The 25,508-nt window shown below is 60.3% G+C and carries 29 protein-coding genes, 1 tRNA gene, 1 other RNA gene, 2 pseudogenes and 1 riboswitch; of the genes and pseudogenes, 19 read left to right on the forward strand and 14 right to left on the reverse strand.

Annotated features, from left to right (window positions below):
- Window positions 1–990, forward strand: a complete 990-nt coding sequence (locus RCAS_RS03400; RefSeq protein ID WP_012119216.1) for a molybdopterin-binding protein — start codon at window positions 1–3, stop codon at window positions 988–990.
- On the opposite strand, the gene RCAS_RS03405 is transcribed toward RCAS_RS03400, so the two are convergent.
- Together RCAS_RS03405 and RCAS_RS03410 are read right to left on the reverse strand one after the other, a co-directional pair.
- Window positions 979–1,779, reverse strand: coding sequence for a DUF4058 family protein (locus tag RCAS_RS03405; RefSeq protein ID WP_012119217.1), 801 nt, complete (start codon window positions 1,777–1,779; stop codon window positions 979–981). The genes RCAS_RS03400 and RCAS_RS03405 overlap by 12 nt on opposite strands.
- Before the next feature lie 87 nt (window positions 1,780–1,866).
- Window positions 1,867–1,942 (reverse strand) — tRNA-Met (locus RCAS_RS03410).
- A gap of 133 nt (window positions 1,943–2,075) precedes the next feature.
- Here RCAS_RS03410 and RCAS_RS26405 point away from each other — a divergent pair.
- The 8 genes and pseudogenes from RCAS_RS26405 to RCAS_RS03445 form a co-directional block, all read left to right on the forward strand.
- Window positions 2,076–2,357: pseudogene (locus RCAS_RS26405) on the forward strand (transposase family protein); the annotation flags it as partial.
- A gap of 100 nt (window positions 2,358–2,457) precedes the next feature.
- Window positions 2,458–3,288, forward strand: coding sequence for a transposase (locus RCAS_RS03415; protein ID WP_083760265.1), 831 nt, complete (start codon window positions 2,458–2,460; stop codon window positions 3,286–3,288).
- Between the two features lie 212 nt (window positions 3,289–3,500).
- Entirely contained in the window at window positions 3,501–3,920 is a 420-nt protein-coding gene (locus tag RCAS_RS03420) for a metal-sulfur cluster assembly factor (protein ID WP_012119218.1), read from the forward strand.
- A 27-nt stretch (window positions 3,921–3,947) separates the two neighbouring features.
- Window positions 3,948–4,952, forward strand: a complete 1,005-nt coding sequence (locus RCAS_RS03425; protein WP_012119219.1) for an amidohydrolase family protein — start codon at window positions 3,948–3,950, stop codon at window positions 4,950–4,952.
- Between the two features lie 100 nt (window positions 4,953–5,052).
- Window positions 5,053–5,168, forward strand: a riboswitch (TPP riboswitch).
- 51 nt (window positions 5,169–5,219) lie between these two features.
- A complete protein-coding gene (locus tag RCAS_RS03430; RefSeq protein WP_012119220.1) occupies window positions 5,220–5,516 on the forward strand; it encodes a thiamine-binding protein in 297 nt (98 codons plus the stop codon).
- A gap of 52 nt (window positions 5,517–5,568) precedes the next feature.
- Entirely contained in the window at window positions 5,569–6,324 is a 756-nt protein-coding gene (locus tag RCAS_RS03435) for an ABC transporter permease (protein WP_232280152.1), read from the forward strand.
- Window positions 6,321–7,310, forward strand: a complete 990-nt coding sequence (locus RCAS_RS03440) for an ABC transporter substrate-binding protein (RefSeq protein ID WP_012119222.1) — start codon at window positions 6,321–6,323, stop codon at window positions 7,308–7,310. The genes RCAS_RS03435 and RCAS_RS03440 overlap by 4 nt, the downstream gene beginning before the upstream one ends.
- Window positions 7,311–7,328: 18 nt before the next feature.
- The gene (locus tag RCAS_RS03445; RefSeq protein ID WP_012119223.1) at window positions 7,329–8,096 is read left to right on the forward strand and encodes an ABC transporter ATP-binding protein; all 768 of its coding nucleotides are present in this window, start codon (window positions 7,329–7,331) and stop codon (window positions 8,094–8,096) included.
- Here RCAS_RS03445 and RCAS_RS23180 read toward each other — a convergent pair.
- From RCAS_RS23180 to RCAS_RS03470, 6 genes are all read right to left on the reverse strand, one after another.
- Window positions 8,047–9,813 carry a GAF domain-containing protein gene (locus RCAS_RS23180; protein WP_012119224.1) on the reverse strand — a complete coding sequence of 589 codons (1,767 nt, stop codon included), beginning with the start codon at window positions 9,811–9,813 and terminating at the stop codon, window positions 8,047–8,049. The genes RCAS_RS03445 and RCAS_RS23180 overlap by 50 nt on opposite strands.
- Entirely contained in the window at window positions 9,810–10,175 is a 366-nt protein-coding gene (locus RCAS_RS03455) for a response regulator (RefSeq protein WP_012119225.1), read from the reverse strand. Before RCAS_RS03455 ends, RCAS_RS23180 begins: the two co-directional genes overlap by 4 nt.
- Window positions 10,168–11,634 (reverse strand): ATPase domain-containing protein, encoded by a 1,467-nt coding sequence (locus RCAS_RS03460; RefSeq protein ID WP_041330166.1) that lies wholly within the window; start codon window positions 11,632–11,634, stop codon window positions 10,168–10,170. The genes RCAS_RS03455 and RCAS_RS03460 overlap by 8 nt, the downstream gene beginning before the upstream one ends.
- 25 nt (window positions 11,635–11,659) lie before the next feature.
- The gene (locus tag RCAS_RS26145; RefSeq protein WP_332249645.1) at window positions 11,660–11,860 is read right to left on the reverse strand and encodes a GDCCVxC domain-containing (seleno)protein; all 201 of its coding nucleotides are present in this window, start codon (window positions 11,858–11,860) and stop codon (window positions 11,660–11,662) included.
- Window positions 11,861–12,066: 206 nt separating this feature from the next.
- Window positions 12,067–12,507 (reverse strand): PH domain-containing protein, encoded by a 441-nt coding sequence (locus tag RCAS_RS23185; RefSeq protein WP_012119227.1) that lies wholly within the window; start codon window positions 12,505–12,507, stop codon window positions 12,067–12,069.
- A 328-nt stretch (window positions 12,508–12,835) separates the two neighbouring features.
- Complete coding sequence (locus RCAS_RS03470; protein ID WP_012119228.1) at window positions 12,836–13,114, reverse strand: HU family DNA-binding protein; 279 nt, start codon at window positions 13,112–13,114, stop codon at window positions 12,836–12,838.
- 406 nt (window positions 13,115–13,520) lie between these two features.
- Between RCAS_RS03470 and RCAS_RS03475 the strand changes: the two genes are divergently transcribed.
- The gene (locus tag RCAS_RS03475) at window positions 13,521–13,883 is read left to right on the forward strand and encodes a response regulator transcription factor (protein ID WP_012119229.1); all 363 of its coding nucleotides are present in this window, start codon (window positions 13,521–13,523) and stop codon (window positions 13,881–13,883) included.
- Window positions 13,884–13,955: 72 nt separating this feature from the next.
- Here RCAS_RS03475 and RCAS_RS03480 read toward each other — a convergent pair whose 3' ends face one another.
- Window positions 13,956–14,357: an anti-sigma regulatory factor gene (locus RCAS_RS03480; protein WP_012119230.1), complete on the reverse strand. Its 402-nt coding sequence runs from the start codon at window positions 14,355–14,357 to the stop codon at window positions 13,956–13,958.
- Window positions 14,344–14,727 (reverse strand): STAS domain-containing protein, encoded by a 384-nt coding sequence (locus RCAS_RS03485; protein WP_011954958.1) that lies wholly within the window; start codon window positions 14,725–14,727, stop codon window positions 14,344–14,346. Before RCAS_RS03485 ends, RCAS_RS03480 begins: the two co-directional genes overlap by 14 nt.
- 280 nt (window positions 14,728–15,007) lie before the next feature.
- On the opposite strand from RCAS_RS03485, the gene RCAS_RS03490 reads away from it, so the two are divergent.
- A complete protein-coding gene (locus RCAS_RS03490; protein ID WP_012119231.1) occupies window positions 15,008–15,445 on the forward strand; it encodes an NUDIX hydrolase in 438 nt (145 codons plus the stop codon).
- A gap of 34 nt (window positions 15,446–15,479) precedes the next feature.
- On the opposite strand, the gene ffs is transcribed toward RCAS_RS03490, so the two are convergent.
- An RNA gene (gene ffs / locus RCAS_RS23540) (signal recognition particle sRNA small type) lies at window positions 15,480–15,576 on the reverse strand.
- 39 nt (window positions 15,577–15,615) lie between these two features.
- Complete coding sequence (locus tag RCAS_RS03495) at window positions 15,616–16,590, reverse strand: ROK family protein (RefSeq protein ID WP_012119232.1); 975 nt, start codon at window positions 16,588–16,590, stop codon at window positions 15,616–15,618.
- Window positions 16,591–16,751: 161 nt separating this feature from the next.
- Here RCAS_RS03495 and RCAS_RS25830 point away from each other — a divergent pair, with 161 nt between their 5' ends.
- Together RCAS_RS25830 and RCAS_RS25835 are read left to right on the forward strand one after the other, a co-directional pair.
- Window positions 16,752–17,003, forward strand: a complete 252-nt coding sequence (locus RCAS_RS25830; RefSeq protein WP_232280269.1) for a hypothetical protein — start codon at window positions 16,752–16,754, stop codon at window positions 17,001–17,003.
- A 687-nt stretch (window positions 17,004–17,690) separates the two neighbouring features.
- Window positions 17,691–18,203, forward strand: coding sequence for a hypothetical protein (locus RCAS_RS25835; RefSeq protein WP_232280270.1), 513 nt, complete (start codon window positions 17,691–17,693; stop codon window positions 18,201–18,203).
- Between the two features lie 53 nt (window positions 18,204–18,256).
- Here RCAS_RS25835 and RCAS_RS25840 read toward each other — a convergent pair.
- A pseudogene (locus RCAS_RS25840) lies at window positions 18,257–18,553 on the reverse strand (lamin tail domain-containing protein); the annotation flags it as partial.
- A gap of 222 nt (window positions 18,554–18,775) precedes the next feature.
- Between RCAS_RS25840 and trxB the strand changes: the two are divergent.
- The 5 genes from trxB to RCAS_RS03535 all read left to right on the forward strand — a co-directional run bounded on the left by trxB (window position 18,776) and on the right by RCAS_RS03535 (window position 22,823).
- Complete coding sequence (trxB, locus tag RCAS_RS03515) at window positions 18,776–19,738, forward strand: thioredoxin-disulfide reductase (protein ID WP_012119234.1); 963 nt, start codon at window positions 18,776–18,778, stop codon at window positions 19,736–19,738.
- 10 nt (window positions 19,739–19,748) lie between these two features.
- Window positions 19,749–21,017 (forward strand): molybdopterin molybdotransferase MoeA, encoded by a 1,269-nt coding sequence (locus RCAS_RS03520; RefSeq protein ID WP_012119235.1) that lies wholly within the window; start codon window positions 19,749–19,751, stop codon window positions 21,015–21,017.
- Between the two features lie 95 nt (window positions 21,018–21,112).
- Window positions 21,113–21,490 (forward strand): hypothetical protein, encoded by a 378-nt coding sequence (locus RCAS_RS25495; RefSeq protein ID WP_041330168.1) that lies wholly within the window; start codon window positions 21,113–21,115, stop codon window positions 21,488–21,490.
- A 427-nt stretch (window positions 21,491–21,917) separates the two neighbouring features.
- The gene (locus RCAS_RS26410; RefSeq protein ID WP_408638379.1) at window positions 21,918–22,349 is read left to right on the forward strand and encodes a DUF6444 domain-containing protein; all 432 of its coding nucleotides are present in this window, start codon (window positions 21,918–21,920) and stop codon (window positions 22,347–22,349) included.
- Window positions 22,350–22,604: 255 nt separating this feature from the next.
- On the forward strand, window positions 22,605–22,823 hold the full coding sequence (locus tag RCAS_RS03535) for a lamin tail domain-containing protein (RefSeq protein WP_041330170.1): 219 nt from the start codon (window positions 22,605–22,607) through the stop codon (window positions 22,821–22,823).
- Between the two features lie 275 nt (window positions 22,824–23,098).
- Here RCAS_RS03535 and RCAS_RS03540 read toward each other — a convergent pair whose 3' ends face one another.
- Window positions 23,099–23,278, reverse strand: a complete 180-nt coding sequence (locus tag RCAS_RS03540; protein WP_012119236.1) for a hypothetical protein — start codon at window positions 23,276–23,278, stop codon at window positions 23,099–23,101.
- Window positions 23,279–24,006: 728 nt separating this feature from the next.
- Between RCAS_RS03540 and RCAS_RS03545 the strand changes: the two genes are divergently transcribed.
- Window positions 24,007–25,506, forward strand: a complete 1,500-nt coding sequence (locus RCAS_RS03545; RefSeq protein ID WP_012119237.1) for a radical SAM/SPASM domain-containing protein — start codon at window positions 24,007–24,009, stop codon at window positions 25,504–25,506.
- The last annotated feature ends 2 nt before the right edge of the window (window positions 25,507–25,508 follow it).

Below are 25,508 nucleotides of genomic sequence, written 5' to 3' on the forward strand. Positions count from 1 at the left end.
ATGTTTCTGACCACTCTTCCCGTTGATCAGGCTGTCGGTCATATCCTGCGCCACAACGTGGCCGATGCCGCCGGGCGCAAGACGCTGCCAAAGGGTCGGCGCATCACCGACGACGACGTGGCGCGCCTCCGCGCCCTGGGGGTCGCAGCGGTGCGCGTGGCAGTGCTGGAACCCGGCGATGTTCATGAGGACGAAGCCGCACAACGCCTCGCCGATGCGGTCCGGCGTTCGGGCGTGGTTCCAACCGATGCGATGCACAGCCGTGTCAATCTGCTGGCAGAGGCGGATGGCGTGGTCGAAGTGGACATCGATGCATTGCAGGCGATCAACGAGATTGACGGTCTGACCATTGCCACACTGCCGAACCATGCCCTGGTGCGTGAGCGCAAGCGCGTGGCGACAATCAAGATCATCCCTTTTGCCCTGCCGGAAAGGTCGATCCAGCAGGCGGAGCGCATTGGCGCCGAGTCGGGGGGCGTTGTCGGCGTGCGACGATTGCTGCAACGGCGCGTCGGTGTGCTGCTGGTCGTTGGTCCTGAGGCGCGTGAGCGTATTACTCGCCTTGTTCTGCCGGCCATCGAGGGGCGGGTGACCGAACTCGGATCGACGATTGATATGGTGCGCTATGCCGCGCTGGATGAAGGCGAAGTGGCGGAAGGGATCGCCGCTCTGCGCGCGGCAGGCAGCGATCTTCTGATCATTGCCGGTGAAACCTCGATTATGGACCGCGACGACGTCACGCCGCAGGGGATTCGTATGGCCGGCGGGCGCATCGAACACTACGGCGCGCCGGTCGAACCTGGTAATCTGCTGTTGCTGGCGTACCTCGACGACGGAACGAAACAGGGTGTTCCTATCCTTGGCGCACCCGGCTGCGTTCGTTCACGCGCGACCAACATTGTTGATCTGCTGCTGCCGCGTTTGCTGGCAGGCGAACGAGTAACACGGCGGGCGATTATCGAATTGGGGCACGGCGGGCTACTGGGATGATGGGCGCAGTCCGAGCGCGCGCAGATGCGCATCAAGCCAAGCGGCATCATCGGGCGCAAGGTCGGGCGGCGGCGGCGGTTGGGTGTAATCAATCTCCAGGTCGTAGCGCGCGCGGCGGTATGCCTCGTGGATTGCCGCTCCCACATCCAGCGCCACCGGCGGGTCGGGCGCAAGGAGCGGCACCGGCGCCGGCTTGATCGGGTCACGCAGGGTCAGGGGCCAGACCTCGACATACGGACGGCGCTGCGCTCGGCTCAGCAAGATGAAGTACGGTGCGTCGGGCAGCGGACGCGCCAGGCGGGGGCGCTGCCCGGCGCGCAGCAGGTCGATTTCGAGCAGGTGAGCGGTGCTGGCAAAGAGGTCCTGCCGTTTCTTCTCGTAGGCGTCCGCGCCGTCGGGACCGGGGCGCTTATTGGCGGGGGAGAGGAGTTCGATGGCGGTCACCAGCGTCTGGTCGCGCACAGTGCGGATGTCAATCCGGGCATACTCCACCGGCACGTCCATCAGCGCCGGGAGGGTCAGGGGCGCTTCCGCGAGGCTCACGGCGGCGCTGCCGGAAGCCGCAGCGGAGTACTCACGTTCGACGACGGCTACATCGGGCACCCCCCGGCGCACCGGCGCAATCTCCAGGCTCTCGAAGAGCACATACGGCGTAATGACCGCTCGATAGCGCGGCGACAACTGCGCCTGCAACTGGTCACACATCAGTGTTATCAATCGATGATGCACATCGGGCCAGAGGCTCGGCGCTTCGAGGTACGGGTCCATTCCGGGGAACGGCGGTTCCATGGCACTCCTTTGGGTCGATTCAACAAGAGTGGCGCCGCATCTCAATCGGCGCCGGAGTGTGTCCAGATGCTGGTTTATGTGGAGATATGGTGCCGGTGACTGGGATCGAACCAGTGACCTAACGATTATGAGTCGTTCGCTCTAACCACTGAGCTACACCGGCAGAGCGCATGAAATGGTAGCACGCTGCGCAAAGGTTGTCAAGAAAGGATGCCGGCTTGCTAGGGCTTCTCAGTTCTTTAAGGAAAGAGAATAGAATAGGAGTCTCGTGCCGCAACACCACGTGGGAGTACGCAATGATTGCCTATCATCCGAACAGTTTGCTGGGACACTTGGCGCCGGCGCCCGATCCCCGTCGGCGATCTGGTCGACGGTATCCGCTGCCAAGCCTGCTGGGGGTGGTCATACTCGGCATGTTGCATGGACAAGACGCGCTGCATAGCGCGTGGACATGGGCGCATGGGCGTTGGGGCGCGCGCTGGCGTCCACTTGGGGCCCACAGTCCGCATTTCCCCGCCTACAATACGGTACGGGACCTGCTGGCATGCGTGGATGCGGACGACCTGGATCGGCGGCTGCGTCCCTGGATGGAGCGACTGCTTGGCATGCCCGTGGGCGGGATCAGGGCCGATGGCAAGGTCTTAGGGGGGAGCAAACGCGCCGGGGCGCCCGCCCTGCATGGCGTCGAACTCGTCACCCATACCACGGGGATGGCGCTCGCCCAACGCGAGGCCGTCGGCGGCCCTGTTGGCGCTGCTCACGGAAGCGCCCTTGGACGGGCGCATGGTCAGTATGGATGCGGGCTTCCTGAATGCCGCCGTCACCCAAACCATTGTGCAGGAACACGGCAATTGCCTGGGCGGTGTCAAAGGCGATCAGGCTGAGTGCAGGCGCTCCTCGATGACCGGGTCGCCCCGCAGGTGCTTTTCCCCCCCGGACACGCCGCCAGCCCCGTTGCCGGTAGCGCTGGATCAGATTGCGCCACCCCGGCGGAAGCGCCAGCCGATCGGGTTCCGTCGTGAACTCCAACCCCGCCGGGCGCCGGATGCGCAGACGATCGAGCAATCGCGGGGGCGATTGGAGATCCGCGAGCTCTGGGTCGTGGATGCGGGAGACGTGGGGCCGTCTCTCATGACCGCATATGGGTGGCGGCAGGTCACACAGATTGGCGGGCTCCGACGCTGGTGTCGGCGGCGGCATGCGGACCTGTGGACGGTAGAGGAAGTGACGGTCGTCAGTAGTCGCCAACGCACGCCCGCACAGTTCCTGGCGAGCATCCGCAACCACTGGACGATCGAAAATCAAGTCCACCGACCACGGGATGGCAGCATGCAGGAAGATCGCTTGCACGGACGGGCCATTGGGGTCATCCTCGCCGTGTGCCGGAATGTGGTGATCAATCTCATCCGGCGACATCTTCCGGGTCGCTACATCCCAACCGCGCGCCACGCCATCACCACCGACCTCGGCATCGCATTACGCTGGATGCATCTTCCATTAAGGAACTGAGAAGCCCTCCCCACAGCCGAATGTGGCTTGACACGCCTATCCCGACATGCTATGCTGATGTTGTATCATCTCCGCACCGCACGAGAAACGTTCGTATCCGAAAGACATCATCGCGGCATCTGTCGCGCCATAGCGATTTTCCATCCCTGTCTGCTCCAATTATCAGAGCAGGTTGGCATTCTGTTTTCATTGTTGCGCACAAGGAGGTGTCTATGGTCGAAGCCGTGACCGCTGATTCTTCAGCCACACAGTTTCCCGTCTCTGTCGATGACGTAATGACCGTTCTCCGGCGTTGCTACGACCCGTGCTGCCAGGAGCGACAGGTCAGCGTGGTGGACATGGGGCTGATCGAGCAGGTGCGGGTGTCGGGCAGGCAGATTGATATCGATATCGTCCTGACCACCGGTTGGTGCCCCTTTTCCCTCCACCTCTTGCAGATGATGGAAGAAGAAGTCAAACGCATCCAGGGAGTCGAGGCGGTTAACGTCCAGATTACCTGGAATGTCCCCTGGTCTCCAGAGCGCCTGTCGGCAACGGCGCGCGAGCGGTTGCGTCTTCCGCTCGAGCAACTCCTCCCGTTGCGCGAAGCGCGCCTGGCGCGTGAGCAGCAGTTTCGTGAGTCGGACCGGTAGTGTCTCGGTGTTTTCAGGAGGTTCACCATGATTGACGATGCATTCGTCTTCGATGGCGTCTGTCACGTCTTCAACTTCGACAGGTCGAACGCCTTCGGAAAACCGGGGGAAATGTTCATCGAGCATCTGTATGCCTTTCATCAGGTGCTCAACGCTCCCGGCGAGAAGACGCTCACGCGCGAAGAGTATATGCGCGAATGGACGGTCGACGAGATCGCGCGCATGGTCTTTGATGAAAGTCCCACCGATATGATCGTTGCGCAACCGCTGCCGCTCACCGATCTGTTCAAAGATGGGTTGTCGAGCTGGGAAAAGTGCGCCGCTATGGCGCGCAAATACCCGGATCGGGCGATCTTCTGGGGGTCGATCAATCCGCTCGAAGGGAAGAAGGCGCTCGATCTGATGGAGATTCAGGTCAAAGAGTATGGCGCCAGGGCGTTCAAACTTTACAATGTGCGCTATGACTATGGACAACCGTTCCCGTGGCGGATGGACGACCCACGGGTTGCGTTTCCGGTTTTCGAGAAGGCGCTGGAACTGGGTGTGAATCTGATCGGCGTCCACAAAGGCGTACCGCTCGGTCCGCAGCCGGTCGAGCACACCCAGGCGTGGGATATGGACGGTGCAGCCGCCAACTTCCCCGAGATCAATTTCGTCATTTTTCACGTTGGGCTGCCGTTCATCGACGAGATCTGCTGGCAACTGGTGCGCTACCCGAACCTCTACGCCTCGATTGCAGCAACGGTCAATTTCGTTGTGCGTTCGCCGCGCGTCTTTGCCGAAACCATGGCGAAACTCCTCTTCTGGTGCGGCGAAGACAAGATCATCTATGGTGGCGAGACGCCAATCTGGCATCCACGCGGCGCGCTGAAGGCGTTCTGGGGGTTTGAGCTGCCGGAGGATATTGTTCAGGGCTATGGATGCGGTCAGCTGACGAAGGAAGCCAAGAAGAAAATCCTGGGCTTGAACCTGGCGCGACTCCATGGCATCGATGTTGAAGAGAAGAAGCGCAGCCTGGGAGTGGCGGCGTAGGCGCTGGCGCGCTACGCGCTTCCCACAGCGACGGTCACCTCTGTTTGACAGACGCTCCAGACCGTCGTATCATTTGTAGAACAACCGATAGCGCCGCGCGCGGCGCAGCTAGGGGAGCCAGGTGAGCCTGGCTGAGAGTGCGGCCCGACGATGCCGCTGACCCTTTGAACCTGACCTGGGTTATGCCAGCGTAGGGAATGCCTGAGGTGGTCCGTCAACCGCCGCTCCCTACTTCTGGGGGCGGCGGTTTTGTGTCAGGAGAACGCTATGCCGCCGATAACCGTCAGTTTTGAGGTGCTACCGGGAGGATTGCCGGACAAAGCCGCAACCTACGCCGCCGTCGATGCTGCCATCGCTGTGGTCGCCGCAAGCGGTCTGCCCTATCGCGTTGGTCCGATGGAAACGACGATCGAGGGGGAGTACGATGCCATAATGGCCGTGATCAAACAGGCGCAGGAAGCAGTGCTCCACGCGGGAGCGACTCGGGTCTTTACGCTGATCAAGGTCGATTATGACCCGTGCGGGTCTACGATTGCCGAAAAGTTGGCGAAGTATGCGGAGTGAGCAGGCGCACCATCTTGTTCAAGAACCGTCGTCTGCCGGGAGGATCGGCAGAGTGCGGCAGCGCGTTGCGCAGTTCCTTCCGCCTGTTGCGCTCTTGGGCGCACTCGTCGGAGCGTGGGAACTCCTGGTGTGGCAATTGGCGCTGCCGGTGTGGCTCCTGCCGACGCCGTCGCGCATTCTGTCCACCCTGATGAGCAACCTGCCCGTGCTGGGCGAGCACGTTGCGGCAACTCTCTCGGTGACCTTCCCTGGTTTTGGTCTGGCATTAGTGAGCGGTTTCGCGTTGGGCGTGCTGATCGATGCGTCGCCGCTTCTGCGGCGCGCCCTCTATCCGTTACTGGTCACGTCGCAGACGATCCCGATCGTGGCGATTGCGCCACTGCTCGTTGTTGGGTTCGGGTTTGGCATGCTGCCCAAGGTGCTGGTCGTTGCGCTGGTAACGTTCTTCCCTATCGTGGTCAACACCGCCGACGGGCTTCAGGCGGCAGACCGCGACCAGCGCCGGTTGTTGGAGGCGATGGGGGCGAATTACTGGCAATTGCTGCGCCTGCTGCGGTTGCCGGCCGCGCTCCCTTCGATCTTTACCGGTATTAAGGTTGCCGTCACCTACAGCATCATTGGCGCGGTTCTGGCTGAATGGATCGGCGCCAGCGCCGGGCTTGGCGTCTACATCGCGCGTTCGCTGCGCGCCTTTCGCACCGATCAGGTCTTTGTAGCGGCGCTGACGACCTCGCTGCTGACAATCGGATTGTTTGCGCTCGTGACGTTGCTGGAGCGCTGGATCATCTCCTGGAGGGACGAACTATGAAACGAACATTTATTGTGGCGCTGGCAGCGTTCATCCTCGCTGCCTGTGGCGGCGCCGTGCCATCGGCGCCGGTGAAGGAATTGGCGTCGGTGCGCGTTGGGCTTGACTGGACGCCCAACACCAACCACACCGGCTTGTACGTTGCGCGCGACAAAGGGTACTACCAGGAGCAGGGGCTGGATGTCGAGATTCTTGGCGCCCAAGAGGGCGGTGCAGTCGAACAACTGGTCGCAACAGGCAAACTCGATTTCGGAATCTCTTTCCAGGAAGCCGTTACCTATGCACGGGTCGAAGGAGTCCCGGTTGTGTCGATTGCTGCAATCATTCAGCACAATACCAGCGGCTTTGCCAGCCGCGCCGACGAGGGTATCACGCGCCCGCGTGATTTTGCAGGCAAGAAATATGGCGCTTTCGGCTCCCCCATCGAACAGGCGACGATCAAGGGGTTGATGGAATGTGACGGCGCAGGTGACCGTTTCGATCAGGTTGAGTTCGTGGACATCGGCAGCACCGACTTTTTTGTGGCGACGGATCGCGGCGATGTGGATTTTGCCTGGATCTTCAAAGGGTGGACGGGCGTAGAAGCCGAGGTGCGCGGTGTACCGCTTACGATTCTGATGATGAACGACCTCCGGTGCATTCCCGATTACTATACCCCGGTGCTGATCACCAGCGAGCAAATGATCGCCGAGAAGCCCGATCTGGTGCGTCGGTTCCTGGCTGCCACGAGCGCCGGGTACCGCTTCGCCATCGAGAAGCCGGACGAAGCCGCCGATCTTTTGCTGAAGGCAGCGCCCGAACTCGACGCAACACTCGTCAAGCGCAGCCAGCAGTATCTGGCGAGCCAGTATCAGGCAGAAGCGCCGCGTTGGGGTGAGCAGAAACTCGACGTCTGGCGCGACTATGCGCAGTGGATGACGGACCACGGGCTGATCGCTCGCATGATCGAGCCGGAAAAGGCGTTTACCAACGAGTTCCTGCCGTAGCGACAGGCGGAAGCAACCATGGCGACACTCGACGTTCGCGGCATCTGCAAGACATTTCGGACCTCTGACGGACCGGTGACCGTTATCGACGGATTGACAATCCGCGCAGAAGCGGGCGAATTCGTGGCGATCATCGGTCCCAGTGGCAGTGGCAAGAGCACCCTGTTCAATATTATCGCCGGGCTGGAAATGCCCGATGCGGGTGCGGTGTTGATCGACGGCGTCGATGTTGCCGGAAAACGGGGGCAGGTGGCGTACATGCCGCAGCGTGACGCACTTCTCCCCTGGCGTAGCGTTATCGAGAATGCAGTGCTGGCGGCGATTGTGCAGCGCGGCGATGTGGCGGCTGCCCGGCGCGAGGCGCGCGCGCTGCTCGACGATTTTGGGTTGGCGGGATGGGGCGATGCCCAACCCGCCATGCTCTCTGGCGGCATGCGTCAGCGCGCCGCGCTGCTCCGCACGGTGCTCTGGCATCGCCCGATCATGTTGCTCGACGAACCATTTGGCGCGCTCGACGCCCTGACCCGCGCCCAACTCCAACAATGGCTCCTGGGGCTGTGGGATCGTCTCGACCGGACGATCCTCCTGGTGACCCACGACATCGATGAGGCATTGTTGCTGGCAGACCGTGTCTACGTCCTGACGCCGCGCCCGGCGCGGATTGCGCTGGAGGTGGTCGTTGATGTGCCGCGCCCGCGCTCTTATGCGGTGGTTGCCGAGCCTTCCTTCGCGCGCCTCAAGGTGCGTTTGCAGCAGGTATTGATGGCGGGGGATGGTCGCCCCTGAACCGATCAAGGAAACGTATGCGCTCGATGCCGAGCGCAATGCGCTGTGCGGCGCTCTCGACCACATCGATCCAGTCCGCGTTCGGGTGAAAAGCGGAGCGGTAAAAAAGTGCCAGTACGCCTGTCAGGTCTTCTTTGAGGATAAGAGGAACAGCAGCGCCTGACACAAAGAATTCGCATTCAGCCAGCGCCTGCCATCCGTCGGCGACGGGATCGCTGCTCAGCGCCAGGCGACGTTCCTGCACTGCTCGTCCGGTCAGCGCCTCACCTGGTCGAGTCACTGGATACCCGGCAGGATGGCGAAACCCGATCTGCGCGGCAGTCTCGAACGCTGGCGTGCCGGGCGCGCGCAGTTGCACCACTGCCGCATCGGCAGGCAGATGATCGACGATGTCCCGCACTATGGCATGCAGCGTGTTGGCGAGATCGTCGCCGTGAATGATTGCCTGATCGATCAGGCGCAGAAGAGAAGCATAACGGTTCAGGGTTCCGATGCGATCGTTCATCTGTATCCCCTGAAACGTCAGCCCTACCACCCGCGCCATGGACTCGATCACCACAATCCGATCCGGTTGCATGCGTTGCGTCAGCGGGTAGGCGACCAGAAAAACGCCGGCGACGCCTGCCGGCGTACGAATCGGGACACAAACGCTTCCCCACTTCGCCGGCACACGCCCAACGACCGCCGAACGCTCGAATGCTGCGGGGGTCAACTCGCGCACCGTCAGCGTCTCTCCTCGCGCGAACGTTTGTCCCACGACACCTTCGCCCGGCTTGATCGACACATCAGTGAACGCTTGCAACCAGTCGGTTGCGGCAACCAGGTGCAGATCATCATTCTCGCGTTGCCACAGCCAGATCGCGCCGGCCGGAACCTCCAGAACGGCGAGCGTCTCATCAAGGAGGGCGCGAAGTTTGTGATGCGCTGTTTGTGACTGCTGCAACGTCGTTGTGATTCGGTTGAATGCTTCAATTTCGAGCATGCGGCGACGTTGCGCCTCCCATGCCATTCTGCGCTCGGTTGCATCTCGTGCCGTCACAAGAACATGCGTGATCGGCGAGTCGGCGCCTTGAACCCGCAGCGGTGTGCAGGATACTTCGGCAATGAAACGGTGGTTGGTTTTGGTTGTCAGCCACATCTCGCGCTGGGTGAAGGCGCCATTTGCGACAGACTCGCTCACCAGGACTTCCCACCCTGCCGGATCGTCGGATTGTACGACAGACAGCGATTGACCAAGCATCTCTGCTTCGCTCCAGCCAAACAGTCGTTCCGCTGCGCGATTCCAAAACTGAACAATGCCATTTCTGAGGATTACGACAGCATGGGACGACTCCTGAAGCGCCACGCGAGCGATCTCTTTCGCCATGCGGCGCGTCTGGAGCAGGCTGGCAACGCGCGCCTGCAATTCCAACTGTTCGATTGGCGCCGTGATGACCTCATCAATGGTCTGCCAGAGGTGGCGAGTCGCCATGCCCACATCCTGGCGTGATGTGATCAACAAAAAGGGCAGGAACAGCGGTTCAGCCCGCTTCTTGCGCGCCTGGACCGCCTCCCAGAGAGTAGTGAGCGCCAGACCGTCCAGAATGCCCAGGTCGAACTCACCGTCGAGCGCGGCGGGGGTTGGCGTGGCGCTGACAACCTCGTAGTGCGCCCGCAACGCCTCGGCGAGCAGTTTACGGTTGACCGGGTTGTCGAGCAGCAGCAGAATACGGTTCATTGAAGGAGTGATCGGATCAACCCCAGCAGTTCTCGAATAATTACCGGCTTAACCAGGACCCCACGCGCTCCATACGCGATGCTTGCCTGTTGCAGTGCGGCGCTCTGACGGGCTGAGATCACCAACAGCGGAATGGCGCGCTCATGGAACCGTTGACAGCGTTGCCAGATGTCGGCGCCGAAGCCGGAGACATCGATCAGCGCCAGGCTGATCGGTTCCTCCAGCGCCTGATCGAGCGCCGCGATCGTTGCGGCGGACAGCGTGCGGTATCCCGCCTGATGCAACACCTGAGTAAGCAATGCCAGATTGCGCTTATTGACATCTACGGTCAAGATGAGAGCAGATTGCGTCGAGTCATCCATTGTCGCGCCGTTCTGAAATCCATTCAGGAGTCCCACTCAAAATGCCCCGGAGATTGCTCAACGGACCCCCAACCTTGATACCCTGCGATGTAATCTCAATCTCGCGCAGGGTTCGTTCGAAATCGCTCAGACGTTTCTTCAAGACGCCGATTGCTTTCCGCATCTCGCCGTGAATTTCCAGATACCGGATAAAGATGATAGTATCGCCAAGGTAGCTGATATGACCGTCGGTTACGCGAAAATTGCCGGTGATTTCGGCTGACTCGACAACCAGCAAGAGCGTCACGTTGTGGTGTTGCAGATATTTGCTCAGGGCATACAATTGAGCCTCCAGGTTTTCGCCACGAAGTGCGAGGTTGTAACCGGCAATGCTATCGATCATCACCAGGCGGGTCCCGTGGTCCTGCACATCGCGTCGCACGAGACGCGCAAACTCGTCCGCAGTGTACTGGAGCGGCTCAATCTTCAGAATTTGTAGCGTTCCCGCCGCTATCATACTGCGCGCCGGAATAGCAACCGCTTCGCAACGCCCGAGGATAATATCGACTTCCTCCTCGAAAGAATAGACAACGGATCGCTCGCCACGACCGGCGGCCTCCTTCATGAATTGTAATCCCAGGGTGGTTTTCCCCACGCCGCTCGGTCCGCAGAGCATGGTGATCGTGCTGCGTTCGATCCCTCCGTGCAGCAACGCATCCAGTTCGGGAACGCCTGACGAGATGTGCTCGGTCGACAATTGCTCATACTTCATATCCGGTAGCAAACGGGGGAACACCTGCATACCGGTTGCGCCAAGTTTACAGGTATGTGCGCCACCGGCAAAAGCCGAGCCGCGAAACTTGGTCACTTCCAGAAAACGTGTATCCGATGCCATGCGCAGATGGATAATGCCATCCGCCATGAATTGCAGGTCCTCATCAGGCGTCTCCGGGCTGGCTTCAGAAGTGAAGAGCAGGGTGATGCCGCGTTCCTTCAAAAAATGGAGAAACGACAGCACTTGTTGACGGAACTGATAGGCATCGCTGGCGAGGTAGCGAAACTGGGTCATGGCGTCGAGAAACACGCGCTGTGGATTGAGACGTTCGACCATCTCGGTGATTTTTCGAGCAGTGGGGGCGCGTTCCACTTCTGCGGGAGAAAAGATGTCGTAGGTCTCGACTTCGGTGAAGAACTGTGGTGAAGGACTGAGATCAAGAAACCGAATATGCCGCACATCGATCCCCATGCGTTCAGCGTTTTTCTGGAGTTGTGCAACCGGTTCGGTGAGCGTGATGAACAGTGGCGCCTCTTCCGCTGCGGCTGCGCTCAAAAAGTGCATACCGAGCGTTGTTTTGCCGCTGCCGGGTCCGCCACGCACCAGGTACGCGCGGCCAGGAAGAAAACCGCCGAAAAGGATTTCATCCAACCCCGGAATGCCGGTCGAAAGACGCTGATCTGACAGAGATTGTGCAGTGCTCATAACGTGTTGGTGATAGTGTACGGCGTCACGTATTGGCGGTATGAATCTGTTTCGGCGGGCAGCGATCATCGCCATACGAGCAGAATACGCAGCAGTCGCCGGGGCGGGGGCGTAACACAGTGTTGCACTGAGGACACACATACACAACTACACACGCATCAACGGGCATAGTCGCGCTACTGGCGCGTCCGCACATCGGGCAATGGACCAGTGTGTTCTGTTTCATACCTGCCTGACCTTTCCGATACTGCCTGATACCAATGACGATTGAAGATGCCGCATGCTGGTCATTCCGAGCCCTTCGCTTCGCTCAGGGTAAACGCAGCGACGGGTCATTCCGAGCCCTTCGCTTCGCTCAGGGTAAACGCAGCGAGGAATCTGCGCGGGTCGCGCACGACCCCTCGCGCTGCGCGGGGTGACCATGCCGGATGGTCACCGGTCATTGGTATGCCATGTCATCGTCCGAACCCTGTTGACGGATGCGGCGGTTTTGGCGCCATAATCTGCCCCAAAATGAACCGATAGACCCAATCGGCTTTGTCGGGACCGCGAAACTCGAAGGCAAACCGACCGAATGCCGTCAGCAGGATAATTTCGCCGCTTTGAAAGATCACCCCCAGCGACGGCGATAGCCGCAATATTCTGATAGGGAATAGAGACCATCGCGCGCTTTTTTGCCAGCATCCCCTGGTCGTAGAACATCACGCGCCGATCGGTGATGCCGACGAAGCCGGTTCCGACACCTTTGCAGTCATAGACGGCATACAGCGTTTCACCGGGCATGAGGTACGCCACAATGCGGCGATACTGCGATTCATCGTTGTACACGGTCCATCCTGCCGACATGATTCCTCCGGCGACTTTCGCAGCCACGTCCGTATCATTGTAGCAGCGTCCCGGTGAAGCGACAACCCGGCGAGTCAGGAGTTCATTTGTGTCGTTTTGGGCAAGGCATTTTGCTCGAATGCCGGGTCACGCAGGAGCGGGACCTCAGGTGGCGAGGTTGTGGCTTCGAGATTGAGCGCAATGTGTGTTGCCATAAGCAGTCACCATCCGAATGTGAACAGAGGGATGCTCAGTATACCCGAAAAGGGCGCTTTCTCCTTCGTCTAATGGATGCTGTTGACCAGACGACGCCGTATTGAAAACACGCGCCGGCGAGGACCTCGCCGGCGCGTGTTGGATAGGGGTGCTGCGTCCCTCAACCCTCCTTCACGGCGTTCTTCAGCGTGCTGCTGGCGCTGAACCCCGGCGTCCGGGTTGCCGGAATGTGGATCTTCGAGCGCGTCTGCGGGTTCACTCCCTCGCGCGCCTGGCGCTGCCGCACCTCAAACGTCCCGAAGCCGGTCAGGGTGACTTTCTCGCCGCGCTTCAACGCTTCGGTGATGACTTCCAGCGCCGCATCGACGATTTCCTTCGTCTCCTTCTGCGACCGGTTCGCCCGCTCGGCGACCGCCTTGATGAAGTCTGTTTTCTGCATGCCGCTTGTATCCTTTCCGTCAAACTATCGTATGACTTTTTCCCTTCAATACGCAGTATACTGCGTTTGTCAAGCGTGGTTCCTCATCAGGACGCTGTAAAATGCCATCGAACGTTTTCAATGTGTGTTTAAGGCTTTCTGGTGCGATCTTTTTTTGCCTGCCACAGGATCGGCCCAATAGTCCAGGCGGTGAAAATTGACCAGGTTGCCCAATCGCTCCATACGCCGGACCCAAAACCCTCGACGAGGAATCGGCCCGCGATGGATGATCATCAGGTGATAGAAGAGCGCCAACCAGACGGAGCAGGCACAAACGGCACATCATAGCAGACTGACATCACTCCCATTGACCGGAGAACATCCTGCGGTATAATGTGCGGGAGAAAAAGCAACCCCAACGACTCCCATGCGCATTCTCATCGTTGACGACAACCGCGACATCCTTGATCTTGTGCAGCGTATCCTCACGGCTGAAGGCCATAGCATTATCATTGCTCGCAATGGCTTAGAGGCGCTTCAGCGTGAAGCAGAGCACAGGCCGGATCTGATCGTACTCGACGTCAACCTGCCCTACCTGGACGGCTGGGAGGTCTGCCGGCAGATCAAGGCACGGCGTTCAGTGCCGATTATCATCCTGTCGGTGCGCGCAGAAGCGGTAGATATGGAGCGCAGTCGTAATGCCGGCGCTGACGATCATGTGCTCAAACCGTTTGAAATCAACGATCTGATCGAACGGATTGCGCGTCTTTCAGGAACGTCGCCGGCATAATCAGAAGCGCCAGCGTTTGGCAGAAGCGGGCAACTCGCTGACGCTTCGTTCGTATCTGAACCATCCATCTGGTCAGGTGCGCCACTTCCGGCAATGAATGATCGTTCCCTGACCTTCAGCGGATTTGATATCGAATTCATCCATCAGTCGTTTAGCGCCGGGCAACCCCATTCCCATGCCACGGGACGTGCTGTAGCCATCCTGCATCACGAGATCGATATCTGCAATTCCGGGTCCCTGGTCTTCGCAGATGATTTCGATCCCCTTCCGCCCGCCGCGTTCGATTTCGCGGATGGTGACCGTTCCAGTGCCGGCGTAGAGAAAGATGTTGCGCGCCAGTTCACTGACAGCAGTCGCAATACGCGCCTGATCGATTGCACCGAAGCCGAGCGCCTTTGCAGTGTCACGGGCAAGGGTGCGAGCGATCACGATATCGAGGTCGCTACGGATCGGCGCAACCTTAGCCTGTGCCATCGGCGTCCTCCTCAGCCTGTCGGCGGAGCATCGCCAGACCTTTCTCGAGATTGAGCGCAGTCATGACACCGGTCAGTTCCAGCCCCAATTCCACCAGCGTGATGGCGACTGCCGGTTGAAGACCGGTGATGACCACTTTCGTTCCCATAAGGCCGGCCATCGAAGCGATATCACTGATCAGACGACCGATGAAACTATCAACCACGTCGACAGCGGTGAGATCGACGATCAGACCTCGCGCTTTGGTGTCGTAGATTTTTTGGAGCAGATCGTCCTTGAACTGCACCGCAGACGCATCGTGCAACGCCACCTGAATCGAGGCAATCAGCACATCGCCGATCTTCAGAATGGGTATCCTGAGGCTTTCCAACGAGACCTCCTCAACCTGCGTGGGAAGACTCCAGATTATTTGGGGTTACCGGAGCAGGTACATAACATTGATCAAATAACGACGCACAACAGCGGCGATAGTTGAGACACCCCCGTCTTCCTCGGAGTCGATGATGTATCGAAGCGCCAGACTACCGTCCATTATAACCTACACACAACAGCCCGTCTATGCGCTAACAGTCCTGCTGTATGCATAGGAATACCTTCCGGCGTATAGTATACTATCCTCTCGAAACCATCGCATTACCGGGAACTGCGCTATGCCAGAGATCACGCGCGATTTTACTGCCACAACGTTCGTCGTTTACGAGCGACGCACATTGTTGTTGTTGCATCGCAAATTGGGCATGTGGCTGCCACCCGGCGGCCACATCGATCCGCACGAACTGCCCGATGAGGCTGCCATCCGCGAGGTGCGCGAAGAAACCGGGCTTGAGGTAGAACTGCTGACAACCGGCAGAATCCTCGGTGAGGTGCGCGTGCTGCCGCAGCCATACTGCATTCTGCTTGAGGACATTACACCGGATCATCAACACATCGATCTGATCTACTTTGCACGGGTGCGCAGCGGAGTGCTGGCGCCTGCTAAGCGCGAGGCGCATACGGCGCGCTGGATGACTTGGGACGATCTGGATGACCCTGACATTTCTGAGGATGTTCGTGAACTGGGGCGACGCGCCATCGAGTTGTGCAGTTGACCATGTTACCGGTAAAAAACCGATGCCTCTGCTGGTTGTGACACCGCGGGACACCCAGAGGAACTCACCTACCGTTGCTACCTCTCGGTCCTGGCGGGGTTTGGCAAGTATCTGCCGCCCCGCGGTGCAACGCACATTATAGCGTGTTCGCCCTGGCAGCGCAACCCGCTTCAGTCGCGCATGCTTTCGAGCGCCAGCGCCACCGCGCCAATCGCAACGCTATCGGGACCGAGCACAGCGCCAACCACCTGCACCGGGCGCTCGACCATCTGCCCAATATACATGTGCATACGTTCCCGAATGGCGTTGATAAACATGTCGCCGCCGTTGCGCGCAACAACTCCGCCGATGACGACCATCTGGGGGTCGATGAGGGCGACGATCTGCGCGATCCGCACTGCCAGAATGTCGATGGCTTCGGCGACTACCTGTTGTGCTGCGGGATGATCGCTGAAAATATCGCTCAGCAGGTTCGTGTGCAGTCCAAGTTCTGCTGCGCGATTCAGCAACCCTTTGATCGATACGTGCTCTTCCAGGGTTTTGGGTCGCTCACCGGGTCGCGTTGGATCGACCGGACCGACCACCGCGTGCCCAATCTCACCCGCTGTTGTGGTGGCGCCATGGTACAGGCGCCCATCGAGCACGAGACCAGCGCCAACACCAGTGCTCAGGTGAATGTAGACCATGTGTTGCGTGTCGCGTCCTACCCCAAAAGTCGCTTCTGCCAGAGCGATGAGATTGGCATCGTTATCGACCAGGCACGTTGCGCCGAACGCATTCTCGAATGCTTCTCGCAGCGGATAGCGTTCCCACCCGGACATGCGCGGCGACAGCAAGACAATCCCCTGACGCACATCCACCGGTCCGCCGAATCCTGCTCCGACACGGACCAGGTGGGCGGATGTGACGCCATGCATCGTCAAGATCTCATTCCCCAGATCAATCGCACCTCCCACGAGTTCTTGTGGCGTCTCACGCTCTGGCTCACGGTGTGCGCTGACATAGGTGTGACGACTCAGATCTACCAGCGCCGCTCGCAATCCATAACTGCCGACATCGAATCCGAGAACGCACCCTTGACCGCCGAGCAACCCCCAGCGGTTCTGTGATAATCGCTCCTGGATGAGCGGCGTCGGATCAAGCATGGCACACCTCCCTGTGATAGCGCAGCGACGCTCACGAACGTGTTTGGAAGCGCCATTATAGCATAGCAATGACGATCATGTCGTGTCATATGTCGTAGAACCATTCGGCGGCTGATGCGCCTTGCTTGCAGTTATGCGTATGTGAGCGGCGTAGCGAATGAATGGCAAGCCATGCGGCAATGACGATTAAGAGCACACCGGCGCTTATCCGAACCGCGACGATTGGGAAAACAGAACCCGGCGTCGATGATGGAGCGGCTGTGGAAGCGATGCTTGTCGGCTTCGGTGTCGGTGTTTGGGTCGCCGAAGCGGTGGCCGACGGGGTGAGCAGCGCTCTGTATGGCTCACGCGATCCCGAAATAACGAATGGAGCGATGGTCGGCAATCCCTCCGCCGCCCAGGCGGGCACATGATGATATGGACGACGGGTAGTGGATGGAGTGGCGCTCTCACTCCCTCCTGCCATTCCATCGCGGGATGATGGTGTGATCGTGCGCGATGATGCGGAACCCGATGTAATGCCTCCTGACTGTACAGTGCGGGATGGTGAAGGAGTACGGGTGGGCGAGGGGGTCTTGGACGGCGAGGGGGTCTTGGACGGCGAGGGGGTCTTGGACGGGGAGGGGGTTTTGGACGGGGAGGGGGTTTTGGACGGGGAGGGGGTCTTGGACGGGGAGGGGGTCTTGGACGGGGAGGGGGTGCGCGTCGCCGTTGGCTCAATCATCGCACCAGATTCGTTAATCGGTGATGGTGTGCGGGATGGTGAAGGAGTGCGGGTGGGGGAGGGGGTTTTGGACGGGGAGGGGGTGCGGGAGGCGGTCGGTTCGGGAGCGGTGGTCGGTTCGTCGGTCGGAGTGGGGGTGCGGGATGGTGAAGGAGTGCGGGTGGGGGAGGGGGTTTTGGACGGGGAGGGAGTGCGGGAGGCGGTCGGTTCAGGGGAGGCGGTCGGTTCGTCGGTCGGGGACGGGGTACGAGTTGGGGAAGGGGTACGGGTGGGGGAGGGGGTTTTGGACGGGGAGGGGGTGCGGGAGGCGGTCGGTTCAGGGGAGGCGGTCGGTTCGTCGGTCGGGGACGGGGTACGAGTTGGGGAAGGGGTACGGGTGGGGGATGGCGTTTTGGTTGGCGAAGAAGTGTGGGAGGCGGTCGGTTCGGGGGAGGCGGTCGGTTCGTCGGTCGGGGACGGGGTACGAGTTGGGGAAGGGGTACGGGTGGGGGATGGCGTTTTGGTTGGCGAAGAAGTGTGGGAGGCGGTCGGTTGGGGAGAGGCGGTCGGTTCGGGGGAGGTGGTCGGTTCGTCGGTCGGGGACGGCGTGCGCGTCGGTTCAGGAGAGGCGGTTGGTTGCGGCGTGTCGTTTGCCTCGTCGGTTGGGGAGGGGGTGTGGGTGAGGGAAGGGGTGGGAGTTTCGGTCGGCGCCGGTGTGTCGGTTGGACTCGTGGTTGATGAAGGGTTGTCGGTGGGTGATGGTTCGGGAGTGGCAGTCGCTTCAGGTGTTGCTGTCGGCGCCGGTCCAGGTGGCGCATTCCATTCGCCAGGCGATGGCTCGGTTTTTACCCAGGCGCCGTTTCCGTCCGGGATGCGCGCAAAACTTTTGCCGACCGTCGCCGCTGTATAGGAGGCGACGTCAATGACAGCGCCTGAGGTGTCAATCAGTGTTACAGCATCCGATCCGCTGTTGTTGAGCATGTGTGTGTTCAAGGTGATGACAATCAGGCTGTATGGTGGGACGATAACACCAGAAGAGATGACGGTTTGCGGACCTCCGGGTGTGTCGTCATCGATCTTCCATCCACCAACGTCGAGCGGCGTAGCGCCATAGTTGACGATTTCGACCCATTCTGCTCCGCTTGCCGGAGCCGGCATAAACTCGTTGATCAGAGCAGTCGGCGCGGCATTGATAAATGTCGGCGCGACTGCCATCGCAATGATGGTAAGCGTGATAGATCCAGGAATAAGCCTGCGCATATTGCCTCCCGTTGTCTACACTGCTTTGTCAATCCTGTCACAAACGCGGTGTTTGGAAAAGAGTGCCGATGTTCCCGTCCTGCGCTGGTTCGTTGGATAGCAGGCAACGGTACCGGAATCCTCTAGAGGCATCGAATCTGTCGGCGTAACCTTTGCCGGTGTGGTATCATCATAAAAACGGCGCAGAGGAGCCGTTCATTCAAAGCACAGGGAGACGACGACATGCACAGCAAAGTTGTCATTATTGGGTCCGGTCCGGCAGGATTGACTGCGGCGCTCTATGCGGCGCGCGCAAACCTCGAGCCACTGGTGATCCGCGGGTTGCAACCGGGCGGTCTGATCGCAACGACCAGCGAAGTCGAGAACTATCCCGGCTTTGTTGAGGGGATCGGCGGTTTCGAGCTTGCCGACAATATGGAGAAGCAGGCAGCGCGTTTCGGCGCGCGCTATATGGATGCCATCGTCGAGCGCGTCGATCTGTCGCAGCGCCCGTTCCACATCTTTCCCGACAATGGCGAGGAGGTGACGGCGGATGCGCTGATCATCTCGACCGGCGCTTCGCCGCGCAAACTCGGCGTTCCCGGCGAGGAGCGTCTGGCAAATCGCGGTGTGTCGTACTGTGCGACGTGTGATGGGTTCTTCTTCCGTGGCAAAAAGGTCGTCGTGGTCGGCGGCGGCAATAGCGCACTGGATGAGGGTCTCTTCCTGACGCGCTACGTTTCTGATCTGAAGATTGTGCACCGGCGCGACGCGCTGCGCGCTGATCCAATCCTGCAAGAGCGTGCGTTCTCGAACCCTAAAGTCTCATTTGTGTGGAACTCGGTCGTCGAGGAGATTCTGGGGGACGATAAAGTGACCGGCGTGCGTGTGCGCAACCTTAAGACCGGTGAAGTTTCGATTATCGAAACCGATGGGGTGTTTCCGTACATTGGTCACATTCCGAACACATCGCTGTTCAAAGGTCAGTTGGAACTTGATGAGAACGGCTATATCATCGCCGATCATCGGACGCGCACCGGCATTCCGGGAGTGTTTGCCGCAGGGGATGTGGTCGATCACATCTATCGCCAGGCGATTACAGCAGCAGGCGAAGGGTGCAAGGCGGCGATGGAGGCGACCTGGTTCCTGAGCGAGCAGGAACACGCGGCGAAGAAGTCGGCGGAACTCGCGGCGACGCCAGCATAACGGGTCGGGTATGCAACGCGAATCACCTTATCCGATGGTCTCCGTCGATGAGGCGCAGCGCCTCATCACGGCACACATTACGCCACTCGACGTCGAAGTGATCGACGTGCTCCATGAGTCTGCCGATGGTCGGGTGCTGGCAGAGGATGTTTACGGCATCGAACCACTGCCCGACGTGCCCAAAGCGGGGGTTGATGGATATGCGCTGCGCAGCGCCGATGGCGATGCTCCACGCCGGGTGATCGCCGAGGTGACTGCCGGAGCAACGCCGGGATTGCGTGTCGAGGCGGGAAGCGCTGTGCGCATCATGACCGGCGCTCCGGTTCCAGAAGGCGCGGATGCTGTGATCGCGGTAGAGCGCACTGAGGAGCGTGATGGGGTGTTGATCGTGCAGCACGCGCCTCGCGCAGGCGATAACATTCACACGATCGGGCAGGATATTGCTGCCGGGCAACTGGTGCTGGCGCGCGGGACGGCGCTCGGCGCTGCCGAGATCGGGTTGCTGGCGACGGTGGGGCGCACCAGGGCGATGGTGTACCGCCGTCCGGTGGTGGCCGTGCTGTCAACCGGCGATGAGGTGTATGAGCCGGATGGCGAGGTTTTTCCCGGTGGCGTGCGCGATAGCAATCGCTATGCGCTGATGGCGGCGGTGCGGGAAGCCGGGTGTCTGGCGCTTTCGCTCGGTATTGCGCGCGATGATGTGAACGTACAGCGCGCTGCAATCCTGGAGGCGCTCGATCGCGCCGATGTGCTGCTCACGAGCGGCGGCGTCTCGATGGGGACGCGCGATCTGATCAAGCCGTTGCTGGCAGAGTTGGGGACGGTGCATTTCGGACGGATTGCGTTCAAGCCGGGCAAACCGACAACCTTCGCCACTATCGAACGCCCCAATTCGGGGCGATTATTGCCGTTGTTGACATTCGGATTGCCAGGATACCCGGTTTCGTCGCTGGTGTCGTTCGAGGTGTTTGTGCGTCCTGCGCTTCGTCGTTTGCAGGGCGATGCGCGTCCGGATCGCCCACAGGTGCGGGTGACGCTGCGCGATCCAATCAGCCCATCTCCTGATCGCCCGGAATATCAGCGTGCCATTGTCAGTTGGGAGGATGGGCGACTGATGGCGCGCAGCACCGGACGGCAGGGGAGTAGCCGGTTGCTGTCGATGCTTGGCGCCAATGCGCTCCTTATCGTTCCCGCAGGGACGGAGGCGCATCCGGCTGGCGCAGAACTCGACGCTTTGATGACCGGACCGCTGGCGCCGCAGGGTATGTCTGTGCTCTGAGCAGCGTAGCCCAGAGGATCACGTTCACCCATGTCGCCCGATGGAAAGACGTCTGTATCTTCAGGTGTGATACCAATCACGATTGACGATGCCGCATGCGTGTCATTCCGAGCGCAGTGCGGAGTCCTGAAGTGCGCCGACCGTTCATGATTGTGTGCGCGTTGGCGCTCATTGCCGCCCTCCATCCCGGCGTGTCAGGCGCGCAACCGGCGCACACGGCCACAGAACAACGCTTCGACGCGCTCAGCGCGCCGCGCGCCGCGCCATCCGCCACGGCAACCCTCGCCCCAACAGCGATACCGGCGATCAATCAGGCGCCATCGATGCCGCAGAGCGGACTTGAACGCGCCGTCGTCACGTCGGTCGTCGATGGAGACACGCTTGATGCCACGATCAACCGACGCACCCGGCGCATCCGGTGGATCGGCGTCGATACGCCTGAAACGACCCATCCAGCGCGTCCGGTCGTATAACCGCGATCGTTACCACGAAGACACGAAGGCACGAAGGTTTTTATTTTGAGTGTCGTGTGTCTTGGTGTCTTCCTCCCGTCGCCGCTCCGAGTCAGGGCGCGAATCAGGCGCTGCCACTGTCGTATAACCGCGATCGTTACCACGAAGACACGAAGCACGAAGGTTCTTTATTTGTAACTGCTCACCATAGTTCACCTTTCTCGGCTTGCCAAAATCGGACAATCTAGCGACAATAGCGCCGTGCCCCGATTTGTGATGCCGACCCGCGAAGAGATTCACGAAGCCTACCTGCAAGGCGAGGAGGCGGTCGTTGCGTTGTTCGAACGGACGATCGGCTAATACCAATTACGATTGAAGATGCCGCATTCTTGTCATTCCGAGCGGGTTCGCGCAAGACCCCTCGCTCTGCTCGGGGTGACAATGCCGGATGTTCACAGGTAATTGGTATAACTTGCGACCCGGGTGCAGGCGCTGGAAGATCAAGCGGCCAGGAACAGCCGCAACAGCAGCAAGCCCCCCCTCCAGCGATGGGCTGAAGAAGCCTGCTCCGCGCAGTTTGCGCAAACGCAGCGGCAAGCAGAGCGGTGGACAGCCGGGTCACACAGGGCACACGCTGAAGAGGGTTGATCCGCCACACCACACGCAGGTACACCCTGTCAAGCGGTGCGCGCATTGCCAGGCTTCGCTGGAAGCGATCGCGGCGAGTGATGCGGAGAAGCGCCAGGTGTTCGATCTGCCGGTCGTCAGCATCGAAGTGACCGGGCCTCAGGCGGAGATCTCGCAGTGCCCGGTGTGTGGAGCGACGACCCGATTCGCGTTCCCCGTTGGGGTGACGGAAGCGGTGCAGTCCGGCCCGTAGATCAAGGCGCAAGCGGTCTCCTTCAACCAGAACCGCCACATTTCCCTGGCGGATGCGCACACGTTCTGCCAGATTCGCAGCGACATCTCCACCGCCCGCAAGAATGGGCAGCGAGTGCTCGATGCACTCCAAAGGGCCTTGGACGGTGTGCCATGCTATCCTGCATGCCGTGCGCCGCACGCTCTCTCATCAGGGTGAGCAGTTACTATTTTTAGTGTCTTGGTGTCTTGGTGTCTTTGTGGTGAAAGAGATACCATGCGCAATGTCGGCGGCGAGTCGATCAACCTGGACGGCTGGATCATGTGCAGTTTCACGGGAAGTCAGATTCATCAGGGCGTCGGTGGAACGCTGGCGCCGGGTGAAACGCGCGTCTTCAAGCATCCGGGGCGCGCAATCTGGAACAACCGGGAGACCGATCCGGGCGGATTGTACGACCCCCAAGGGAGGCTCATCTCCTCCTGGCCCGACCGGTGATCGGTCTGGGGATCATGCGCAGCGGCTCGCGCGTTCCGCCGCTGCGCGGTGCTCGTCTCCTCCTGGACAACCGATGCGTGTCACACGTGGCGGCTTGCATGCCTCGCCTGCTGCTCAGTGGCTCAAGCAATCTTCCGCGCGTCGAGAGATTGCTCTGTTCTCGTTCGCAATGAGACAGGCGCCGAATGCTCTTGTCCAATACCTCGATGCCTCCACTATTATCGGGATGGACGTGGGCCACCGGGGGGCGGCGCGCCATCGGTGAAGGTCGCCGTCTACCAGTTTCGTGCGTTGTTCACCAGCCAGACCAGCACGCCAATCAGGACGATTGCGCCAGCGGCGCTGAAGAAAGCGCTGAACAGGCTCACGAGCGCCTGAATCAGCGCTTCGAGCAACCAGCGTGCCGCACCGATTAGAACGACTGCCAGAACAATGGTCAGGATCAGGTCGAGCATGGTTCTCCTCCTTCCCCGCCGGTATCGTCTCATCATTCACCAATAGCATACCCAAACCGTGTCCCTGGAACCTTCGAGATGGCTGTGCGGTCTCTCGCGCGATGCCATTGCGCGCCTCGTGTGAACCTCGCGCCTGCCTCTCCGTAGGCTCTCTCGATCCGCTGCCGGGGCATTGCGCTGGTGGGACGTGGTGCAGTGGGTCTGATGAGAGGAGGTTCTACCCGATCTACGCAGCGCCAACAGGGTTCGTCGCACAAAAGGCGTTGTCTCTTTTGCGTTCCGGGTCTATAGACAATCGCCGGGAATGATGTATAGTGGATATATGCGCATTGTAAGGATGGTCGCAGATCGAGGGGCGCCAGGCAAGGTGTATGGGTGAAGAAAACGTGTTCGATCTTTGAGGTCTTATACCAATGACGATTAAAGATACCGCATGCTTGTCATTCCGAGCGCAGCGAGGAATCGGCGCGGGTCGCGCACGACCCCTCGCGCTGCTTGGGGTGACCATGCCGGATGTTCACAGGTCATTGGTATGATAGCTAAAGATGCCGCATGCGTGTCATTCCGAGCGCAGCGACTTGTCATTCCGAGCGCAGCGAGGAATCGCGCGGGTCGCACACGACCCCTCGCGCTGCTCGGGGTGACCATGCCGGATGGTCACAGGTCATTGGTATGACAGCAAGGAGAGGAACGAGGAACGTAAGCCATCCAGAGGAAGAGGAGGACTCATGAGCCACGAAAGTCCGTCCGTCGCAACGCCGCTCATACTGAGTGCGGCAGACGTTGCACAGCAGGGGATAGATGCCGCCGAGACGGACTGTTTCACTCCGCCGGAGACCGACTGCGCATGTCCGTCGGAACGCCCTCTCTTTTCTTCCGACATAGTCGTGGACGAGGCGGTTGCGTACTCTATGCCTGCGCTGCACACCGACGCGCTGCCCGGCGGCTCCATCCTCGCTTTCAACCCTCTGGGCAACACCGGCGTTGTGGCGCTCGACAATGCGGCATGGGCGCTGTTGAATCGCTTTCGCCAGCCCCGATTGCTGGCGGATGCTGCCGGAGAAGATGACGCGCTGTATCGGGCTGCGCGGCGTCTTGCCGAACTCGAATTGCTCCAGCGCGCGGATCGACCGGTGCGTACACCGCGCACAGCGTCGCAAACCCTCACAGCCTGGCTGCACGTCACCAATGAGTGCAACCTGCGCTGCGACTACTGTTACATCAGCAAAACGCCGGATGCTATGGACATTGCGCGCGGCAGGCGCGCGGTTGATGCAGTGGTGCGTTCTGCTCTGGCGCACGGATTTCGCCGAATAAAACTGAAGTATGCCGGCGGCGAAGCGACGCTGAATGCTCCGCTCGTTGTTCTAACGCATAAGTATGCGCGCGAATGTGCCGATGGACACCGACTGGCGCTCGATGGAGTAGTGCTCAGCAATGGCGTGGCGCTCGGCAGCCGCCTGATCCGCGCCCTGCGCGACAGCGGCTTGCGGTTGATGATCTCACTCGACGGCGTCGGCGACGCGCATGATGCTACCCGCCGCTTCGTCAATGGGCGCGGTTCGTTCAGCCATGTCGCGCGGACGCTCGACCGGCTGGCGGAGCATGGCGTCATCCCTTCGATTTCGATCACGGTGTCGCACCGCAACCTTGCCGGATTGCCTGCGACGGTCGAATACGTCCTGGATCGCGGGTTGCCTTTTTCGCTCAACTTTTACCGTGAAAATCAATGTTCCGCCAATGCTGCCGATCTCTCTTTCCAGGACGACCAGATCATTGCCGCAATGCGCGAAGCGTTCGGCGTCATTGCGCGGCGCCTCCCGCGTCACAGTCTGCTCAGCGCGCTCGTCGATCTGGCGCGGCTCGACACACCGCACGACCGACCGTGCGGCGCCGGACATTCGTACATGGTCATCGACCATCGTGGTGGTGTGGCGACGTGCCACATGGCGATCGAGCGCACCGTTGCCGATGTGGCAGTACCCGATCCGTTGCTCCTCATCCACGAAGACGCTATCGGCATTCGGAACGTGCCGGTCGATGAAAAGGAAGGGTGCCGGACGTGTCTATGGCGCTACTGGTGTGCGGGGGGATGTCCGGCGCTGACGCATCGCATCACCGGACGGTACGACGTGAAATCGCCGAACTGCCGCATCTACCAGACGCTCTTTCCCGAAGCGCTGCGCCTGGAAGGGATGCGGTTGCTACGGTACGGAAGAATGGCATAGCG

Origin of the sequence: Roseiflexus castenholzii DSM 13941 (assembly GCF_000017805.1) — a bacterium.
Classification (GTDB): Bacteria; Chloroflexota; Chloroflexia; order Chloroflexales; family Roseiflexaceae; genus Roseiflexus; species Roseiflexus castenholzii.

Excerpts from the sequence above, each read along its gene's own strand:
- RCAS_RS03400 (WP_012119216.1), top strand. The coding sequence starts at position 1 with ATGTTTCTGACCACTCTTCCCGTTGATCAGGCTGTCGGTCATATCCTG.
- RCAS_RS03405 (WP_012119217.1), bottom strand. The coding sequence starts at position 1,779 with ATGGAACCGCCGTTCCCCGGAATGGACCCGTACCTCGAAGCGCCGAGC.
- RCAS_RS03415 (WP_083760265.1), top strand. The coding sequence starts at position 2,458 with ATGGCGTCGAACTCGTCACCCATACCACGGGGATGGCGCTCGCCCAAC.
- RCAS_RS03420 (WP_012119218.1), top strand. The coding sequence starts at position 3,501 with ATGGTCGAAGCCGTGACCGCTGATTCTTCAGCCACACAGTTTCCCGTC.
- RCAS_RS03425 (WP_012119219.1), top strand. The coding sequence starts at position 3,948 with ATGATTGACGATGCATTCGTCTTCGATGGCGTCTGTCACGTCTTCAAC.
- RCAS_RS03430 (WP_012119220.1), top strand. The coding sequence starts at position 5,220 with ATGCCGCCGATAACCGTCAGTTTTGAGGTGCTACCGGGAGGATTGCCG.
- RCAS_RS03440 (WP_012119222.1), top strand. The coding sequence starts at position 6,321 with ATGAAACGAACATTTATTGTGGCGCTGGCAGCGTTCATCCTCGCTGCC.
- RCAS_RS03445 (WP_012119223.1), top strand. The coding sequence starts at position 7,329 with ATGGCGACACTCGACGTTCGCGGCATCTGCAAGACATTTCGGACCTCT.
- RCAS_RS23180 (WP_012119224.1), bottom strand. The coding sequence starts at position 9,813 with ATGAACCGTATTCTGCTGCTGCTCGACAACCCGGTCAACCGTAAACTG.
- RCAS_RS03455 (WP_012119225.1), bottom strand. The coding sequence starts at position 10,175 with ATGGATGACTCGACGCAATCTGCTCTCATCTTGACCGTAGATGTCAAT.
- RCAS_RS03460 (WP_041330166.1), bottom strand. The coding sequence starts at position 11,634 with ATGAGCACTGCACAATCTCTGTCAGATCAGCGTCTTTCGACCGGCATT.
- RCAS_RS26145 (WP_332249645.1), bottom strand. The coding sequence starts at position 11,860 with ATGAAACAGAACACACTGGTCCATTGCCCGATGTGCGGACGCGCCAGT.
- RCAS_RS03470 (WP_012119228.1), bottom strand. The coding sequence starts at position 13,114 with ATGCAGAAAACAGACTTCATCAAGGCGGTCGCCGAGCGGGCGAACCGG.
- RCAS_RS03475 (WP_012119229.1), top strand. The coding sequence starts at position 13,521 with ATGCGCATTCTCATCGTTGACGACAACCGCGACATCCTTGATCTTGTG.
- RCAS_RS03480 (WP_012119230.1), bottom strand. The coding sequence starts at position 14,357 with ATGGCACAGGCTAAGGTTGCGCCGATCCGTAGCGACCTCGATATCGTG.
- RCAS_RS03490 (WP_012119231.1), top strand. The coding sequence starts at position 15,008 with ATGCCAGAGATCACGCGCGATTTTACTGCCACAACGTTCGTCGTTTAC.
- RCAS_RS03495 (WP_012119232.1), bottom strand. The coding sequence starts at position 16,590 with ATGCTTGATCCGACGCCGCTCATCCAGGAGCGATTATCACAGAACCGC.
- RCAS_RS25830 (WP_232280269.1), top strand. The coding sequence starts at position 16,752 with ATGGCAAGCCATGCGGCAATGACGATTAAGAGCACACCGGCGCTTATC.
- trxB (WP_012119234.1), top strand. The coding sequence starts at position 18,776 with ATGCACAGCAAAGTTGTCATTATTGGGTCCGGTCCGGCAGGATTGACT.
- RCAS_RS03520 (WP_012119235.1), top strand. The coding sequence starts at position 19,749 with ATGCAACGCGAATCACCTTATCCGATGGTCTCCGTCGATGAGGCGCAG.
- RCAS_RS25495 (WP_041330168.1), top strand. The coding sequence starts at position 21,113 with ATGCGTGTCATTCCGAGCGCAGTGCGGAGTCCTGAAGTGCGCCGACCG.
- RCAS_RS26410 (WP_408638379.1), top strand. The coding sequence starts at position 21,918 with ATGTTCACAGGTAATTGGTATAACTTGCGACCCGGGTGCAGGCGCTGG.
- RCAS_RS03535 (WP_041330170.1), top strand. The coding sequence starts at position 22,605 with ATGCGCAATGTCGGCGGCGAGTCGATCAACCTGGACGGCTGGATCATG.
- RCAS_RS03540 (WP_012119236.1), bottom strand. The coding sequence starts at position 23,278 with ATGCTCGACCTGATCCTGACCATTGTTCTGGCAGTCGTTCTAATCGGT.
- RCAS_RS03545 (WP_012119237.1), top strand. The coding sequence starts at position 24,007 with ATGAGCCACGAAAGTCCGTCCGTCGCAACGCCGCTCATACTGAGTGCG.